The organism is Mesorhizobium sp. M2E.F.Ca.ET.219.01.1.1, from assembly GCF_004016445.2.
In the GTDB taxonomy this organism is placed as follows: Bacteria; Pseudomonadota; Alphaproteobacteria; order Rhizobiales; family Rhizobiaceae; genus Mesorhizobium.
This window is the reverse complement of record NZ_SADT02000005.1, coordinates 55,871-72,015: the sequence shown is the minus strand read 5'-3', so window position 1 is coordinate 72,015 and position 16,145 is coordinate 55,871. Positions and strand designations below refer to the sequence as shown.

13 protein-coding genes are annotated in these 16,145 nt (G+C 65.0%); 5 read left to right on the top strand and 8 right to left on the bottom strand.

Translation table 11 applies throughout. The features are described from left to right. Window positions 1-57 precede the first annotated feature (57 nt). A complete protein-coding gene (locus EN862_RS23285; protein ID WP_127865903.1) occupies window positions 58-1,431 on the top strand; it encodes an MFS transporter in 1,374 nt (457 codons plus the stop codon). Between the two features lie 153 nt (window positions 1,432-1,584). Here the strand turns inward: EN862_RS23285 and purH are convergent, their stop codons facing one another. The 4 genes from purH to htpX all read right to left on the bottom strand — a co-directional run bounded on the left by purH (window position 1,585) and on the right by htpX (window position 7,592). After that, window positions 1,585-3,201 (bottom strand): bifunctional phosphoribosylaminoimidazolecarboxamide formyltransferase/IMP cyclohydrolase, encoded by a 1,617-nt coding sequence (purH, locus tag EN862_RS23280; RefSeq protein WP_127865902.1) that lies wholly within the window; start codon window positions 3,199-3,201, stop codon window positions 1,585-1,587. A 112-nt stretch (window positions 3,202-3,313) separates the two neighbouring features. After that, a complete protein-coding gene (locus tag EN862_RS23275) occupies window positions 3,314-5,038 on the bottom strand; it encodes a heparinase II/III family protein (protein WP_127865901.1) in 1,725 nt (574 codons plus the stop codon). A gap of 149 nt (window positions 5,039-5,187) precedes the next feature. Further along, a complete protein-coding gene (locus EN862_RS23270; protein ID WP_245519678.1) occupies window positions 5,188-6,561 on the bottom strand; it encodes an RsmB/NOP family class I SAM-dependent RNA methyltransferase in 1,374 nt (457 codons plus the stop codon). Beyond that, a complete protein-coding gene (gene htpX, locus EN862_RS23265) occupies window positions 6,558-7,592 on the bottom strand; it encodes a zinc metalloprotease HtpX (RefSeq protein ID WP_127865900.1) in 1,035 nt (344 codons plus the stop codon). The genes EN862_RS23270 and htpX overlap by 4 nt, the downstream gene beginning before the upstream one ends. Before the next feature lie 105 nt (window positions 7,593-7,697). Between htpX and EN862_RS23260 the strand changes: the two genes are divergently transcribed. Further along, the gene (locus tag EN862_RS23260; RefSeq protein WP_127865899.1) at window positions 7,698-7,919 is read left to right on the top strand and encodes a DUF1674 domain-containing protein; all 222 of its coding nucleotides are present in this window, start codon (window positions 7,698-7,700) and stop codon (window positions 7,917-7,919) included. Window positions 7,920-7,958: 39 nt separating this feature from the next. Here EN862_RS23260 and EN862_RS23255 read toward each other — a convergent pair whose 3' ends face one another. Next, on the bottom strand, window positions 7,959-8,624 hold the full coding sequence (locus tag EN862_RS23255) for an HAD-IA family hydrolase (RefSeq protein ID WP_127865898.1): 666 nt from the start codon (window positions 8,622-8,624) through the stop codon (window positions 7,959-7,961). A 172-nt stretch (window positions 8,625-8,796) separates the two neighbouring features. Here EN862_RS23255 and EN862_RS23250 point away from each other — a divergent pair, with 172 nt between their 5' ends. Together EN862_RS23250 and EN862_RS23245 are read left to right on the top strand one after the other, a co-directional pair. Further along, window positions 8,797-9,666 (top strand): transglutaminase family protein, encoded by an 870-nt coding sequence (locus tag EN862_RS23250; RefSeq protein ID WP_127865897.1) that lies wholly within the window; start codon window positions 8,797-8,799, stop codon window positions 9,664-9,666. A gap of 444 nt (window positions 9,667-10,110) precedes the next feature. Continuing rightward, the gene (locus tag EN862_RS23245; RefSeq protein ID WP_127865896.1) at window positions 10,111-11,472 is read left to right on the top strand and encodes a pilus assembly protein; all 1,362 of its coding nucleotides are present in this window, start codon (window positions 10,111-10,113) and stop codon (window positions 11,470-11,472) included. Window positions 11,473-11,759: 287 nt separating this feature from the next. Here EN862_RS23245 and EN862_RS23240 read toward each other — a convergent pair whose 3' ends face one another. After that, window positions 11,760-12,503 carry an MOSC domain-containing protein gene (locus tag EN862_RS23240; RefSeq protein ID WP_127865895.1) on the bottom strand — a complete coding sequence of 248 codons (744 nt, stop codon included), beginning with the start codon at window positions 12,501-12,503 and terminating at the stop codon, window positions 11,760-11,762. Further along, window positions 12,503-14,458: an acetate--CoA ligase gene (gene acs / locus EN862_RS23235; protein ID WP_127865894.1), complete on the bottom strand. Its 1,956-nt coding sequence runs from the start codon at window positions 14,456-14,458 to the stop codon at window positions 12,503-12,505. Before acs ends, EN862_RS23240 begins: the two co-directional genes overlap by 1 nt. 302 nt (window positions 14,459-14,760) lie before the next feature. On the opposite strand from acs, the gene EN862_RS23230 reads away from it, so the two are divergent. Continuing rightward, the gene (locus EN862_RS23230; protein WP_127865893.1) at window positions 14,761-15,033 is read left to right on the top strand and encodes an usg protein; all 273 of its coding nucleotides are present in this window, start codon (window positions 14,761-14,763) and stop codon (window positions 15,031-15,033) included. A gap of 59 nt (window positions 15,034-15,092) precedes the next feature. Here EN862_RS23230 and EN862_RS23225 read toward each other — a convergent pair whose 3' ends face one another. Then, entirely contained in the window at window positions 15,093-16,127 is a 1,035-nt protein-coding gene (locus tag EN862_RS23225) for an aldo/keto reductase (protein WP_127865892.1), read from the bottom strand. Window positions 16,128-16,145: the final 18 nt, after the last annotated feature.

The window sequence follows — 16,145 nt, the reverse complement described above, 5'->3', positions numbered from 1 at the left end:
CGCTGCCTCAAAACATGCAGACATGACGCCCGACGCGGACGGCCCGAGGGAATCAGCATGGCGGCAGTAGAGACAGTGCAGCGGGCATCGGGGCGCGGCATCTGGGGCTGGATGTTCTTCGACTGGGCGGCGCAGCCTTTCTTCACCGTCGTCACCACCTTCATCTTCGGACCCTATTTCGTCTCGCGCATGGCGAGCGACCCGACCGCCGGCCAGGCTGCCTGGGGCTACGGCATTGCCGCGGCGGGCCTGGTCATCGCGGTACTGTCGCCGGTGCTCGGCTCGATCGCCGACCAGACCGGGCCGCGCAAGCCGTGGATTGCTTTCTTCGCCACGATAAAGATCGTCAGCCTCACCTTGCTATGGTTCGCCGCACCCGGCTCGAACCTCTTCCTGGTCGTGCTGCTGTTCTCGTTGGCCTCGGTTGCGGCCGAATTTTCCACCGTGTTCAACGATTCGATGATGCCGCGGCTGGTGCCGAAGGAAGAGATCGGCCGCATTTCCAATGTCGCCTGGGGACTTGGCTATCTCGGCGGCATGGTGGCGCTGATCTTCGTCGTGCTGTTCCTGGCCGGCAATCTGGAAACCGGCAAGACGCTCATCGGCCTTGACCCATTGTTCGGCCTCGACCCGAAGCTCGGCGAGGATGCGCGCTTCACCGGGCCAATGTCGGCCGGCTGGTATTTCCTGTTCATCCTGCCGATGTTCTTCTTCACGCCCGACGCCAGCAAGGGAATCCCGATCGGACCGGCGGTGCGCGAGGGCCTGTCCGAGCTGAAGTCCACGCTTGCCGAGGTGCGCCAGCGCAGCGGCATCCTGCGCTTCCTTTTGGCGCGGATGATCTATCAGGACGGCGTCAATGCGCTGCTGGCGCTCGGCGGCACCTTCGCGGCCGGCATGTTCCACTGGTCGATCACCGAGATCGGCCTGTTCGGCATCATCCTCAACATCGTCGCCATCTTCGGCTGCTGGATCGCGGCGCGGCTGGATACCGCGCTTGGCTCGAAGCATGTCGTGATGATCTCGCTGGTGATGCTGTCGGTCGCCACGATCGGCGTCGTCTCGACCGGTCCGGGCTTCACGCTGCTCGGCCTGATCCCGCTGCCGACAACCGATTCCGGCGGACTGTTCGGCACTGCGGCGGAAAAGGCCTATATCCTCTACGGCCTGCTGATCGGCCTCGCCTTCGGCCCGGTGCAGGCATCGTCGCGCTCCTACATGGCGCGCAGCGTCACCGCCGCGGAGTCGGGGCGCTATTTCGGCATCTATGCGCTGGCGGGGCGGGCGACCAGCTTCCTCGCACCGTTCATGGTGGCGACTATCACGACCATGAGCGATTCGCCACGGCTGGGCATGGCGGCGATCATCCTGTTCCTCGGGCTGGGTATGGCGATCCTGGCGGGGACGCCCTATCCGGCGGACAAGCGGTAGGAGACGCTTCGATAATTCTACTCCGCCGGCCGCTTGCCGCGGCTTTCTGCGCTTCCGGTGCTCACGGACTGAATGTCCGCTCCGCTCCGGTTCTCGAAAACCGCACCAATCGACTCAGCGGAGCGAATTCTTGAGGCATCTCCGCGTCGAGTATCAATGCCTGAAATGCCTCACGCCGGTGAACACCATGGCGATGCCGTGCTCGTCGGCGGCGGCGATGACGTCGTCGTCGCGCATCGAGCCGCCGGGCTGGATGACAGCCGTGGCGCCGGCCTCGATCGCCGACAACAGCCCGTCGGCGAAGGGGAAGAACGCGTCCGAGGCGACCACCGAACCCTTGGTCAGCGGCTCGGCCAAGCCGGCGGCCTCCGCCGCGTCGAGCGCCTTGCGGGCGGCGATGCGCGAGGAATCGACGCGACTCATCTGGCCGGCGCCGATGCCTACCGTTGCGCCGTCCCTGGCATAGACGATGGCGTTGGACTTCACGTGCTTGGCGACGCGGAAGGCAAATTTGAGATCGGCCAGTTCGGCCGGCGTCGGCGCGCGCTTGGTCACCACTTTCAATTCGAGGTCGTCGACCACGGCATTGTCGCGGCTTTGCACAAGCAATCCGCCTGCGACCGACTTCACCGTCGTGCCGGCGGCGCGCGGGTCGGGCAGGCCGCCGGTAACCAAGAGGCGCAAATTCCTCTTCGCCGCGACGATCGCGGCAGCCTCGTCGGTGGCGTCAGGCGCGATGATCACCTCGGTGAAGGTTTTCACGATTTCTTCCGCCGCCTCGGCGTCGAGGATGCGGTTCATGGCGACGATGCCGCCGAAGGCCGAGACCGGGTCGCAGGCCAGCGCCTTGGCATAGGCCGCCTTCAGCGACGAGCCTTCGGCGACGCCACAGGGGTTGGCGTGCTTGATGATGGCGATCGCCGCCGAGCGAGCCGGATCGAACTCGCCGACGAGCTCGAAGGCGGCGTCGGTGTCGTTGATGTTGTTGTAGGAGAGCTGCTTGCCCTGCAATTGCCTGGCGGTGGCGACACCGGGCCGTTTGTCGCCCGAGAGATAGAAGCCCGCATTCTGATGCGGGTTCTCGCCATAGCGCATCACCTGGTCGAGACGGCCGCCGAACGCGCGCCATGTCGGGTGCTCGATCTGGAGCTCTTCGGCGAACCAGCCGGAAATCGCCGCGTCATAAGTTGCAGTGCGGGCAAACGCCTTGGCCGCCAGCTTCTTGCGGAAGTCGAGCGACAGCGAGCCGAGATTCATCTCCAATGCGTTGACCACGGAAGCATAGTCGGCCGGGTCGGTGACAATGGCGACATAGGCGTGGTTCTTGGCCGAAGCGCGGATCATCGCCGGCCCGCCGATGTCGATGTTCTCGACGATCGAGGCATAGCCGGCGCCGGAGCGGCGCACCTCCTCGAACGGGTAGAGGTTCGAGACGACGAGGTCGATCGGCTCGATGTGATGATCGCGCATGGCCTTGGCATGCTCGGCATCGTCGCGGATGCCGAGCAGCGCGCCATGCACGGAAGGATGCAAGGTCTTCACCCGGCCGTCCATGATCTCGGGAAAGCCGGTGAGCTCGGAAACATCGCGCACCGCAAGGCCGGCCTCGGCGATGGTCTTTGCCGTGCCGCCCGTCGAAACCAGTTCGACGCCGGCGGCGGCGAGCGCCTTGGCAAAGTCGACCAGCCCGGTCTTATCGAAGACGGAAAGCAGGGCGCGGCGCACCGGAACGAGATCCGGCGCCGGAATGTTTTTTGTGGGCACGGCCATGGCGGGCGGCCTTTCAGAGCTGTTGGAAGGGACGTTGGCCGGCCCTAGCATATGAGCCCCGGAAATCAAGTGAATCCGGGGTCAGGCGCTCAGCCGCGTTTGCCAGGCAGGCTCAGTTGTTTTCGGGATAGCCGGCGATGTGCGTGCGGGTTAGCTGCCAGTGGACCTCGGCAATCTCCGAGGCCTTGAAGGCGAGCACGATCTGCCGGCTGCGGCGCGGGCCGCTCAGGCCGGCGAAATAGATCGATTCCTCGACCTCCGGCACCACTTCGGCGCAGGTGAAGACCCAGCTGTCGCCTTGCGCGGCGGCAAGCGTCAGCCGGTCGTGGTCGTCCTGCAGCAGGCTGATGTCGGGGTGGACGTGGAAGCGCACCGTGACGAAGTCGCGGCCATTGTTGCGGATCGCGGCATTGCCCGGGCGCAGGAACCGGTCGCGGCCGGCAAGCACATTGCCGTTCGTGCCGAGCTTCAGCTCGCGCTCATGCAGGAAGCCGAATTGCTGGACATAGCCGTCATGGCGGGCGACGAAGCCCTGCATGCCCTTCCGGTCGAGGCGCTTGCAGGGCACGTGCTGGGGGCCGCCGATCAGCGGCGAGCCCAAAAGGTCGCTGACCCGTAGCGAGTGACTGAAGCGCGCCGACGAGGTGTCGTTGATCGTCGCGGTCGAATGCGCGGCGGTGGCGCGCGCCAGCGGCCGGAATTCCGGGGCGCCGTATGTATCGATGCCGGCATTGACGATGAAGTGCTGGCGCCCGGACGAGAGCTCGAAGGCGAGACAGCCGGCATGCGCGGCGTTGGATACATCGATCGGCGGCGGCAGGCCGGTGTCGGCGATCACCGTCACGCCGCCCATCGAAAGGCGCTCATAGCCGGAATGCGGCGCGTGCAGCAGCGGCGCGCCCACCGTGTCGTCATGGCGCATGATGGTGGCAATGCGGTCATGGATGGTCGCGCCCATGCCGTTGAAGCGGGCAAGGCTGCCGTCCTGGTGGCGGAAGAAGCGCAGCGCCGGCAACATGCGGTCGATGGCGCCGATCAACGCCGCCGGCGGCGCCTCGGCCTGGTTGGCATAGGTCTGGCGCAGCGGCAGGAGATCGGCCAGCAGCTCCAGCACCGCCATCGGTTTGCGCGAGATGTGGCCGCCATCGGGCAGGATCTGATGCTCCAGCTCCTCAGCCAGGTTGCGCGTCGCGGAACGCAGCGCCGAGGCCGGCGCCGGCAGGGACAGGGCGGCGAAGGCGAGCGCGATGCGGGCGCGCAGCCTGGCCTCGCCATCCGGCATCTCACGCGCCATCGAGCGCAGGTAGCGGATCTGTACGGCAAGCGATTTGAGGAAGGCGCGATAGAAGGGGAATTCGGCGCCTTGCAGCACCACCGAGGAATGCTGCAGCCAGGCGATCACGCGCTTGGCCGTCGTTCCCGGTTCCCAGGCGACGCCGGAAATCTGGTTGCCGTGCATGGCGATCCAGTCGGTCACCAGGGCTCTCGCATTGGCGGCGGCGAGCTCGGTGCCGGCGGCGCGCATATGGCGCAGCCAGCGGAAGCCATGCAGCGATTTCTGCCAGCCACGATTGGGCACGTCGAGCTGAAAGGGCGAGGTGCCGCCGGTCTCGACCAGATGGCCGGACAGCGGGTAGCGGCCGTAATAGATCTCCAGCGCGATCTGCGGATCCGCGAGCCGCAAATCCGGCGGGGCGATCAGGACGCGTTCAGGCGTGCGGCCGGAATAGCGCCAGCGATAGACCGGACCGGCGCGCAAACGCCGGCGCGTCTTGCGCCAGAACTCCTTCGCGACGAGCGTCCATAGACGCGTCGTGTTGCCGGCAACAAGTGCCAAAAGCCCTCCTGATGTCCCCGTAACCCAAGCACAAGCTTATGCGATTCAAGAACTTATGCGAAGGCGGAATTCGCCTAAGTGAACCGCTTCACGCCGCTTTGCCGGTACCGATCCCTAAAAAAGTCAGCAAGTTTTTGCGAGATAACGATTCAACCGGCCCGTCTCATCCGTGCCGCGAAGAAGCCGTCCAGACCGGAAATCCCTGGCGATTCAAGCGTCAGGTCGGCGGGCGTCGTGCGCAGCATGCCCGCGGATGTAAGGAACGGATCGATGTCGGCGAACTCGCCCGGGCGGATCGGGTCATCGATCACCCCTGGGATTTCGGCAAGGAAGGCGCGGTAAAGTTCCTCGCCTTCGATCGGGTCGAGCGAGCAGTTGGAAAAGACGATGCGGCCGCCGGGCCTGACCAGCGTGAAGGCGTGGGCAAGCAGCGTGCGCTGGAGGGCGGCGAGCTTTTCGACATCGGCCATGGCTTTGGTCCACGGCACATCGGGGTGACGGCGCACGGTTCCGGTCGAGGAGCAGGGCGCGTCGAGCAGCACGGCGTCGAACAAGCGCGCCGGCCGGTAGTCCAGAAGGTCGGTCTGGACGAGTTCGGCTGTCAGGCCGAGGCGGTCGAGATTCTGCTTCAGCCGCGCCAGCCGGTTCTTGGAGGTGTCAACCGCGGTGACGTTGGCGCCGGCGAGGATAAGCTGCGCCGTCTTGCCGCCGGGCGCGGCGCAGAGGTCGGCTACGCGCTGGCCACTTATGTCGCCGAACAGGCGCGCCGGCAGGCTGGCGGCCGTGTCCTGCACCCACCAGGCACCATCAGTGAAACCGGGCAGGTCGGCGACGTTGGCCGACAGCTTTTCGACACGCACCGTGCCGGTCGGCAGAACGATGCCGCCCAGGCGCTCGGCCCAGAGCGCCGGATCGGCCTTGACGGTGAAATCGACGGGCGCCTCGTTGCGATGCGCGGCAAGAATGGCGCGCGCCTTGTCGGCGCCGTAAGCGCCGGTCAGCCGCTCGGCGAACCATTGCGGGGCCTCGCTGGTGGCGGCAAGCGCCGGGCCAAGCTGGGCCTCCTTGGCCCGGGCAAGCGAACGCAGCACCCCGTTGACGAGGCCGGAGAAGCGCAGCGTGCGCGGATCGGATTTGGCATGGGTGACGGCAAGGTCGACGGCGGCGCTGTCGGGAACATCGAGGAACAGGATCTGCGCGGCGGCGACATGCAGGATGTGCGAGAGCGCCGTGGCATTGGGCGGCAGCGGCTTTTCCAGCCGCTTCGACAGCAGCCCGGCAATGGTCATGCGATGGCGCAGCGCGGTCACCAGGATGGCGCGCACCAGCGCGCGGTCGCGCCCGTCCAGCGCCTTGTATTGCGGGTGGCCGTGCTCGTTGTCGGTCAATCCGTCCAACGGCGTGCGGGCATCGATGACGGCAGCCAGCAGCCGGGCCGCCGCCTTGCGCGCGGCAAGGCCGGCTATCTCGTCATCGGCCTTGCGTTGCGGATTGCCTGAATGTCCGCGCTTCGGCGGCGTCACGACCAGGGACCCCTGCGCCCGGCATTGCGGGGTCCGGTCGGGTTGCGGCCCCAGGGATTGGGTCTTGGCTGCGGCGGTTCGGCAGGCGGCGCGGGCGGCGCGGGCTTGCCCCAGGGACCGGCCGGCGCCTCCTCGGGCTGGATGGGCGGCGCGGATGCCTCGCGCCGATTGGCAGGCGATGCGCCGCCCATCGCGCGCGCCATCTCCTGCAGGGCGGCGATGCGGTTTTCCGTGCTCGGATGGGTCGAGAACAGATTGTCCATGCGCTCGCCGTGAAGCGGATTGATGATGAAGAGATGCGCCATCGCCGGGTTGCGCTCGGCATCCTCGTTGGGGATCTGCTCGGCGCCACGCGCGATCTTGTTCAGCGCCGAGGCCAGCCACAGCGGATGGCCGCAGATCTCGGCGCCGCGCCGGTCGGCCTCGTATTCGCGGGTGCGGCTCACCGCCATCTGAACGACCATGGCGGCGAAGGGCGCCACCAGCATGGCGACCAGCACGCCGACAAAGCCGAACGGATTGTTGTTCTCGCGGCTGCCGCCGAGGAAGAAGGCGAAATTGCCGAGCATCGAAATCGCGCCGGCGAGCGTCGCCACGATCGTCATGGTCAGCGTGTCGCGATGCTGCACATGGGCAAGCTCATGCGCCATCACTGCCGCGACCTCTTCATGGGAGAGCCGCTCGAGCAGGCCCGTGGAGGCCGCCACCGCGGCATTCTCGGGGTTGCGGCCGGTGGCGAAGGCGTTGGGCTGCGGGTTGTCGATCAGATAGGTCTTCGGCATCGGCAGGCCGGCCTGCTTGGCCAACGCCTGGACGATCGCGTAATATTCGGGCGCATTCTTCTCGTCGACCTCGACGGCGCGGTTCATCGACAGCACCATCTTGTCGGCGTTCCAGTAGCTGAACAGGTTGGTGCCGGCGGCGATCAGAAGCGCGATGACCATGCCGCCCGAGCCGCCGATCAGATAGCCGACGCCCATGAACAGCGCTGTCATCGCGGCAAGAAGCATGGCGGTGCGAAGCGTGTTCATCGTGTCATCCGTGCGGGGCGATGGAGAATTGGGGTCGATCCTTTTGTGGTCATGGCTATATGATGGGAAAGGCCGGGCCCCGTTTCAATCGGCAGGGAATATCGCATGACCGAACTGACCAACAAGACCGAAACCACGGATGAAGGCGACGAGCCGCGAAAGATGCTGACGCCGGAAGCGCAGCGGGCGCTGGCGGAGGCCGAGGCCAGGCGCAAGCTCTACCGCGAAGCGGAAGCGGCGATGCCGAAGGAAATCGGCGGTCGCGGCGGCAAGGAGCCCGGGCGCTACGGCGACTGGGAGGTGAAGGGCCTAACCAGCGACTTCTAGCCGGATGTGCTGATATTCAGGCCAGGCCGGCCTGCATGCTCAGGCTGCTGCCTGGGTTGGCGACAAAACGATGAATCCGGTATCATCGACCGCAATGGCGATTTCATCATAGGAACGGATCGTCGGGTGCGGTGTGACGAGCGGGTGGACGTGCGTGGCGCTGATCACCATCACCGAGGCGCCGGAAGCCTCGCCGGCCGCGATGCCTGCGGGCGCATCCTCGAAGACCAGGCAGTCGCGCGCCTCGACGCCAAGACGCTTTGCCGCCAGGAGAAAACAATCCGGCGCCGGCTTGCCATGGGTCACGTCTTCCGCCGTCACCATCATGGCGGGAACCGGGATGCCGGCGGCCTTGATGCGCAGCAGCGCCAGCTCGCGCGGCGCCGAGGTGACGATGACCCAGCGCTCCGGCGGCAGCGATTTCAGGAAGGCGACGGCGCCGGGGATCGGGACGATGCCTTCGAGGTCGTCCGCCTCGGCCTTGAGCAGCGCATCGGCCTCCGCAACCGCATCGACGCCCGCAAGCCTCAATCCAGCGATCGTCTCGATCGCCCGCTTGCCGTGGATCGTCGGCAGGAAGCTTGCCACATCGAGGCCGTGGCGTTCCGCCCATTTCGTCCACACCCGTTCCGCCGCCGCGATCGAGTTGAGCACCGTGCCGTCCATGTCGAACAGGAAGGCAGCGAACTTTGAGCCTGCGAACATCGGGTTTTCCTGGAGAATTGTTTTCGGGGAGGGCGAAACGTGCTACCCAGTTTAGACCGGCCATCGGTGGCTGAGAAGGCGAGATGCGCGCATTTCGATTCCGCGCGGGAACAACCTCCGGTTCGTTGCGTTGAAGGGGCTGTCTTTCCAAAATCACCAAAGGGGGCATGCGATGCTGATCCGGCTCGGCTACGAAATTGCCATCGAATGCGCGGCGGCGACACCGATCATCTCGCTTCTCGACATCCATCCCGACCGGCATGCCGACATCAAGCGGCAGACGCGGGTCCTGACCTCGCCGTCGGTGCCGACCCGGACCTATCACGACCGCTATGGCAATATCTGCCGTCGCTTCACGGCGCCCGCCGGGAGCTTCCGCATCCTCTACGACGCTGCGATCGAGGACAGCGGCGAGACCGACGAGGTCAACACGCTGGCGCGGGAAACGCCGGTCGCGGAACTGCCCGACGACGTGCTGGTCTATCTGCTCGGCAGCCGCTATTGCGAGACCGATCATCTCAGCGACGTCGCCTGGCAGCGTTTCGGCCAGCTGCCGCCCGGCTGGGCGCGCGTCCAGGCAATCGTCGACTATGTCAACAGCCGGCTTTCCTTCGGCTACGGCTATGCGCGCGCCAACCGCACGGCGGCCCAGGCGCATGAGGAGCGCGTCGGGGTCTGCCGCGATTTCGCGCATCTAGCGATCACGCTTTGCCGATGCATGAACATTCCGGCGCGCTACGTGAACGGCTATCTCGGCGACATCGGCGTGCCGGCCGATCCGGCGCCGATGGACTTCTCGGCCTGGATGGAAGTCTTCCTCGACGGCAAATGGTACACGTTCGATCCGCGCCACAACCGGCCGCGCATCGGCCGGGTCGTCATCGCGCGCGGCCGCGATGCCACCGACGTGCCGCTGCTGCACAGTTTCGGTCCGCATCGGCTCGCCCTGTTCAAGGTGTGGACCTATGAGCAGGAAGGCAACCGCTTCAATCCTCCGCACCACGGCGTCGACAGGACGGTCAGCGCGCAGATGCTGGCTTGAGGTCGGTGATATTCAGGTGAGGCCGGCCTGCGAATGAAGGCTTCCTGCGCTTCCGGTGCTCACGTACTTTAAGTACGCTTCCGCTCCGGTTCTCGGAAACCACCATTCTCGAACTCGGCCTGACCTGAATCTCGACCGACCCGGCGCGGCACCCGTTCATCACGGCTCATGGCTGCTGCTGACCCACTTCGGCACAGTTCGATTGTGCCGAAGAGAGAACGGCCGCGACAGCTGTCGAGATCATGGTAAGCGCTTCATGAAGCTCGCTTCGCCGGCGCATTATTGTTTACTTCCGGTTCACCTATAAATCTACCGAAAGCCAGTAAAAACAATGCGTTAACTGCCTGTTAAGCATCTTTCGGCGGCGGACTCTCCAGGTCTGGCCAAAATCCTGCAACGCCTTTGCCGAGCGGCGCGGCGCCGCAGAGAATGGAGGCGGAAGGGATGCGGCAGTTCAGAGGCGTCGTTCGTGGGGTGGACGACTTTACCCGCAATCGCGAAGGCAATTTCGCGGTTCTGTTCGGAGCTGCCGTATCTGTCCTCGCGCTGGGGGTGGGATTCGCGGTCAATATCTCGCAGCTCTACAATGCGAGGTCGAGCCTGCAGGGCGTCGTCGACGCCGCCGTGACCTCGACGGCCCGCGATCTCACCCTCGGCATCATCACGGAAGCCGACGCCGACAAAACGGTGCAGGCATTCCTCGACGCCAACAGCACCGCCGGCATCCTGCAGGCCAACCAGATCGTGCTGGACAAGCTCACGGTCGACAAGACGGCCAACACCGTACAGGCGGATGCGCATGCCGATGTCGGCCTCTTCTTTCCGCTGTTCAGCACCGACAGCATGCGGCGCGTGACCGCTTCGACCACGGCGCTTTATTCGGACAAGACCGTCGAGGTGGCTATGATGCTCGACGTCACCGGCTCGATGGCGGGCCAGAAGATCAAGGACCTGAGGACGGCGGCGAGCAACGCGGTCAATTCCTTCCTGACCGGCCAGAGCGCCACCAATCCGCGCGTGCGGGTGGCGATCGTGCCTTATGCCAATTCGGTCAATGTGGGCTCGCTTGCCGCTAGCACGGTTTTTGTCGAGACCAAGCCCAGCGAGCGCAAGCAGGCGCCCGCCAATGTCGATCCGAAATATGTCTCGGCATCGACACGGCCGGACAATTGCGCGACCGAGCGCAAGGGCGCCTTTCAATATTCGGATGCCGGCCCGGATGTCAGCATGGTCAACCGCGACCTCTATTTGTCGGCCTTCGCCCAGCAGACCAACACAGCAGCTTGTCCGGTTGCCACGGTTCAGCCGCTGACCGCGAATGCGTCTACCCTGAACAACGTCATCAAGGACCTTGTCGCCTCTGGCGGCACCGCCGGCCATATCGGCGTGCAATGGGCCTGGTACATGCTTTCGGAGAACTGGGGTAGCGTGATGGGGGCCTCGCAACGGCCGGCCAAGATGGATCCGAAGAAGGTGGCGAAATACGTGATCCTGATGACCGACGGCGAATTCAACCTGTCCTATTTCGACGCCAGCGGTCCGGATCAGGTCTATAACGGCGCCGGCAAGGTGCAGACGCGAACCGCGGCGACAACGCTCTGCGCGGCCATGCGCGACCAGGGCATCGAGATATTCACGGTCGGCTTTGCGCTGACCGAGACGAACGCCAAGTCGACGCTGCAGTCCTGCGCCAGTCCCGACACCGGCAACGCCAAGCATTTCTACCAGGCCGCCAACGGGACCGAGCTCAACCAGGCCTTCCAGGATATCGTGCGCAATATCGACAAGCTCACGGTGACTAGGTAGCGGCGCGTCACGCCGACCGAAAGCCGCCTCCAAACGGAAAAGGCCGCCGCTTCTTCAAGAAGCCGGCGGCCTTCCGTGTTTCCGTCCATGACGCGGCTCCTGGCGGCAACCCCTTCGGGCTACCTGCCGCGCGTCTCGCGCCTTAACGGGAAGACTGCTTCCCGGAAGTGCAATCCGCTGAGCTCACGTTATGGAAAACGAAATCACTCGACATCGGATCACCTCCTTTCGGTTTGTTGAACACACCCCAATGATGGGGTGCGTTGCAGCAAAAGACAAGGGGTGGGTTAGAGGAAGCGCATCGGCGCGCCGATCCCGACGCGCGCCGGCCGGTCGACGGTGCAGTAGACGCCGAGATTGTGGGCGTTGTGGCGCACCAGATTGCGCAGGATGCCGGGGTCGGTGTCGAAGCCGTCCTGGGCGATGATGGTGAAGCCGCAGCGGCGGCAGGGTTCGGAGACGGTGAGCTCGAGATCGCCGACGGCGAGCTTCCTGCCGATCCATTCCGTCTCAGGGAAGGCGCCTTCGACCGGCGCCATGTCGACGACGATGTTGGGACGGAAGCGGCGCGGATCGGGTGTGCCCTCGGGATGCAGCGCCTTCAGCCTGGCCAGCGAGGCGGTGGTGAGCAGATGGATCGGCGCCTTGGCATAGCGGGCTTCGGTCAGCGGGCCGGCGTAGCCGGGCGCCGCGTTCTCGGCCCCGAATGGACGGATGGAGGCCTCGAAGCCAAGGAAGGCTGAAACCGCCCGGTCGCTTTCCGGATCGGGCGCCGGCAGCCAGCCGCCGCCGGGCACCGCCACTTCCAGCCGCCGGTCTCCGGTAAGCCGGGTGCGGATCAGCGGCACCTTGTGCCATCTGGCTTCGCGATCCGGGCGGGCGATCTCGCCGTCGGAAGCGTCAACCAGTCCGAACAGCCGGTCGCCGTCGACGGTCTTCAGGCCGACGGAGATGGCATCAAGCCGCTCGCCGGCGAGCGAGCTCGCCGGATAGCGCCAGAGCTGGCTGACGGTGCCGAGCTCGCCGGCCATCAGCCCTTCTTGTTCTGGCGGTTGGCAACGAGGTCGTCGACCACGGCCGGATCGGCAAGCGTCGAGGTGTCGCCGAGCGAACCGAAATCGTCCTCGGCGATCTTGCGCAGGATGCGGCGCATGATCTTGCCGGAACGGGTCTTGGGCAGGCCGGGCGCGAACTGGATCTTGTCCGGCGTGGCGATGGCGCCGATTTCCTTGCGGACATGGGCGACGAGCTCCTTGCGCAGGTCCTCGCCGCCTGCCTCGCCGGCCATCAGCGTGACGTAGCAGTAGATCCCCTGCCCCTTGATGTCGTGCGGATAGCCGACGACCGCGGCCTCGGAAACCTTGTCGTGGCTGACCAGCGCCGACTCGACCTCGGCCGTGCCCATGCGGTGGCCGGAGACGTTGATGACGTCGTCGACGCGGCCGGTGATCCAGTAATAGCCGTCGGCGTCGCGGCGGCAGCCGTCGCCGGTGAAGTACTTGCCCTTGTAGGTCGAGAAATAGGTCTGCACGAACCGCTCGTGGTCGCCATAGACGGTGCGCATCTGGCCCGGCCAGGAATCGGTTATGCAGAGATTGCCGTCGGTGGCACCTTCCAGCACCTTGCCTTCGCCATCGACCAGCTGCGGCTGAACGCCGAAGAAGGGCCGCGTGGCGGAACCGGGTTTCAGGTCCGTGGCGCCGGGCAGCGGCGTGATCAGGATGCCGCCGGTCTCGGTCTGCCACCAGGTATCGACGATCGGCCTCTTACCGTTGCCGACGACGTTGAAATACCACTCCCAGGCTTCCGGATTGATCGGTTCGCCGACCGTGCCCAGCACGCGCAGCGATTTGCGCGAGGTCTTTTTCACATGCTGGTCGCCGGCGCCCATCAGCGCGCGCAGCGCCGTCGGCGCGGTGTAGAAAATGTTGACGTTGTGCTTGTCGATGACTTCCCAGAAACGCGACTGCGACGGGTAGTTCGGCACGCCTTCGAACATCAGCGTCGTGGCGCCGTTGGCCAGAGGCCCGTAGACGATATAGCTGTGGCCCGTGACCCAGCCGACATCGGCGGTGCACCAGTAGATGTTGCCGTCATGGTAATCGAACACATATTGGTGCGTCATCGAGACATAGACGAGATAGCCGGCGGTGGTGTGCAGCACCCCTTTCGGCTTGCCGGTCGAGCCCGAGGTGTAGAGGATGAACAGCGGGTCCTCCGCCTTCATCTTCTCCGGCTTGCACTCGGCCTTAACGGTTGCCGCCTCGTCATGGTACCAGACGTCGCGCCCCGGCACCCAACCGGTCTTGCCGCCGGTGCGGCGCACCACCACGACCTTCTCGACCTTGGTGCCGGCCTTTGCGGCGATGTCGACCGCCTTGTCGGTGTTGTCCTTGAGCGGGATCGGCTTGCCGCCGCGCAGGCCCTCGTCGGCGGTGACGACGACGGTCGACTTGCAGTCGTCGATGCGGCCGGCGAGAGCGTCGGGCGAGAAGCCGCCGAAGACGACCGAATGGATGGCGCCGATGCGCGTGCAGGCAAGCATAGCATAGGCCGTTTCCGGGATCATCGGCATGTAGATGGTGACGCGGTCGCCCTTCTTGACGCCTTGCTTCTTCAAGACATTGGCGAAGCGGCAGACATGCGCGTACAGCTCGTTATAGGTGATCTTCCTGTCGTCGTAAGGGTTGTCGCCCTCCCAGATGATCGCGGTCTGGTCGCCGCGCTTCTTCAGGTGCCGGTCGATGCAGTTGTAGGAGACATTGGTCTGGCCGTCCTCGAACCACTTGATCGAGACCTTGCCGTCGAACGAGGTGTTCTTGACCTTGGTGAAAGGCTTGAACCAGTCGATGCGCTTGCCGTGCTTGCCCCAGAACTTGTCCGGGTTCTTCACGCTGTCGGCATACCATTTGAGATAGGTGTCGTTGTCGATCAACGCGTTCTTCTTCCACGCCGGCTGGACGCGGTGGACATGCACATCGGACATTTCTTGCTTTCCTCCCAAACCACTCCACCGGCTTGAGCCGCCAGCGGCATCGCGGCAAAACGGCCGCGAATTCGCGGGCATTATTAACAGTTCCGCGGTGACGGCAATATTAGACGTTGGATTCGCGCGGCGGGATGACGCAGGGTCAAGCGCCCAAGTCTATTAGCACTCTCGCTTGGCGGCTGCTAACCGCCTGTTTTAACGGGAAAATTTTGAAGGACGGCGCAGAAATCCATAGACAGTTAAGCAACCGTGCGCACAATTCGACGTTGGGAGGAAGGAGAATCAACCAAGGAAACGCAATGCGCGACAATTCCGAAATGGACCTGATGCTCAGGGGATATGGGCTGACCACGGCCAAGATCCTTTACCACTACCCGGACCACCCGCACCTGCTGCAAAGCTTCGTCTGGCAGGATTACGACATAGCTCCGAAATTCCCGGTGCTGATCCGCTTCATCGAGTTCTGGAAGACCAAGCTCGACGGGCCGCTGCATTCGGTGACTTACACGCACCAGACTCTGATCGCGCCGAATGAGTGGCGGAAAGTGGATGGGGAGTTTGTCTTGCACTGAGTGGCGGTACAGCTGATCTCCCCCGCAAGGGGGGAGATTGGCAGCTTCAACGCTGGCACTCACACCGCCGGCGGGTTCAGCCGGGCGAAACCTTCCTGGCGGCGATAGGGGAAATACGGATAAGGCGCCGTCACCGCGCTCGCTTCGTCGAGCGCCTTGATTTGCTCGGGCGTCAATGCCCAGCCGACGGCGCCGAGGTTCTGGCGGAGCTGCTCTTCGTTGCGCGCGCCGATGATCACCGATGACACGGTCGGCCGCTGCAAGAGCCAGTTGATGGCGACCTGCGGTACGGTCTTGCCGGTCTCGGCCGCGACCGCCTCCAGCGCGTCGACCACCTTGAAAAGATGCTCGTCCTCGACCGGCGGCCCGAAATCGGCGGTGCCGTGCAGCCGGCTTTTTTCCGGCAAGGGCTGGCCGCGGCGGATCTTGCCGGTCAGTCGGCCCCAGCCGAGCGGGCTCCACACCAGGGCGCCGACGCCCTGGTCGAGGCCGAGCGGCATCAATTCCCACTCATAGTCGCGGCCGACCAGCGAGTAATAGACCTGATGCGCGACATAGCGCGGGTAGCCATGCTTGTCGGCCAGACCGAGCGATTTCATCACCTGCCAGCCGGAGAAATTGGAGACGCCGACATAGCGCAGCTTGCCCGAGCGCACGAGGTCGTCGAGCGTCGACAGCACCTCCTCGACCGGCGTCGAGGCATCGAAGGCGTGAAGCTGCAGCAGGTCGATGTAGTCGGTGCCGAGGCGCTTCAGCGCCGCGTCGACGGAGCGGATCAGGCGCGAGCGCGACGAGCCCCAGTCGGCCGGACTGTCGCCCATCGGCAGCGACGTCTTGGTCGAGATCAGCACCGCGTCGCGGCGGCCCTTGATCGCCTGGCCAAGCACCTCCTCCGACGCGCCGGCCGAATAGACATCGGCCGTGTCGAAAAGATTGACGCCAGCCTCCACGCAGATGTCGACCAGGCGGCGCGCTTCCTGGGCGTCGCTGTTGCCCCAATGGCCGAAGAGCGGGCCGGAGCCGCCAAAAGTTCCGGCGCCGAAGGAAAGCGCCGGCACCTTCAGGCCGGAGGCGCCGAGAGATCGATAGTCCATCTTTTTTCTCCTGATTGG

What these genes read in the sequence shown, in the direction of transcription:
- EN862_RS23285 (WP_127865903.1), top strand. Translation starts at nt 58, where the DNA reads ATGGCGGCAGTAGAGACAGTGCAGCGGGCATCGGGGCGCGGCATCTGG.
- purH (WP_127865902.1), bottom strand. Translation starts at nt 3,201, where the DNA reads ATGGCCGTGCCCACAAAAAACATTCCGGCGCCGGATCTCGTTCCGGTG.
- htpX (WP_127865900.1), bottom strand. Translation starts at nt 7,592, where the DNA reads ATGAACACGCTTCGCACCGCCATGCTTCTTGCCGCGATGACAGCGCTG.
- EN862_RS23260 (WP_127865899.1), top strand. Translation starts at nt 7,698, where the DNA reads ATGACCGAACTGACCAACAAGACCGAAACCACGGATGAAGGCGACGAG.
- EN862_RS23255 (WP_127865898.1), bottom strand. Translation starts at nt 8,624, where the DNA reads ATGTTCGCAGGCTCAAAGTTCGCTGCCTTCCTGTTCGACATGGACGGC.
- EN862_RS23250 (WP_127865897.1), top strand. Translation starts at nt 8,797, where the DNA reads ATGCTGATCCGGCTCGGCTACGAAATTGCCATCGAATGCGCGGCGGCG.
- EN862_RS23245 (WP_127865896.1), top strand. Translation starts at nt 10,111, where the DNA reads ATGCGGCAGTTCAGAGGCGTCGTTCGTGGGGTGGACGACTTTACCCGC.
- EN862_RS23240 (WP_127865895.1), bottom strand. Translation starts at nt 12,503, where the DNA reads ATGGCCGGCGAGCTCGGCACCGTCAGCCAGCTCTGGCGCTATCCGGCG.
- acs (WP_127865894.1), bottom strand. Translation starts at nt 14,458, where the DNA reads ATGTCCGATGTGCATGTCCACCGCGTCCAGCCGGCGTGGAAGAAGAAC.
- EN862_RS23230 (WP_127865893.1), top strand. Translation starts at nt 14,761, where the DNA reads ATGCGCGACAATTCCGAAATGGACCTGATGCTCAGGGGATATGGGCTG.
- EN862_RS23225 (WP_127865892.1), bottom strand. Translation starts at nt 16,127, where the DNA reads ATGGACTATCGATCTCTCGGCGCCTCCGGCCTGAAGGTGCCGGCGCTT.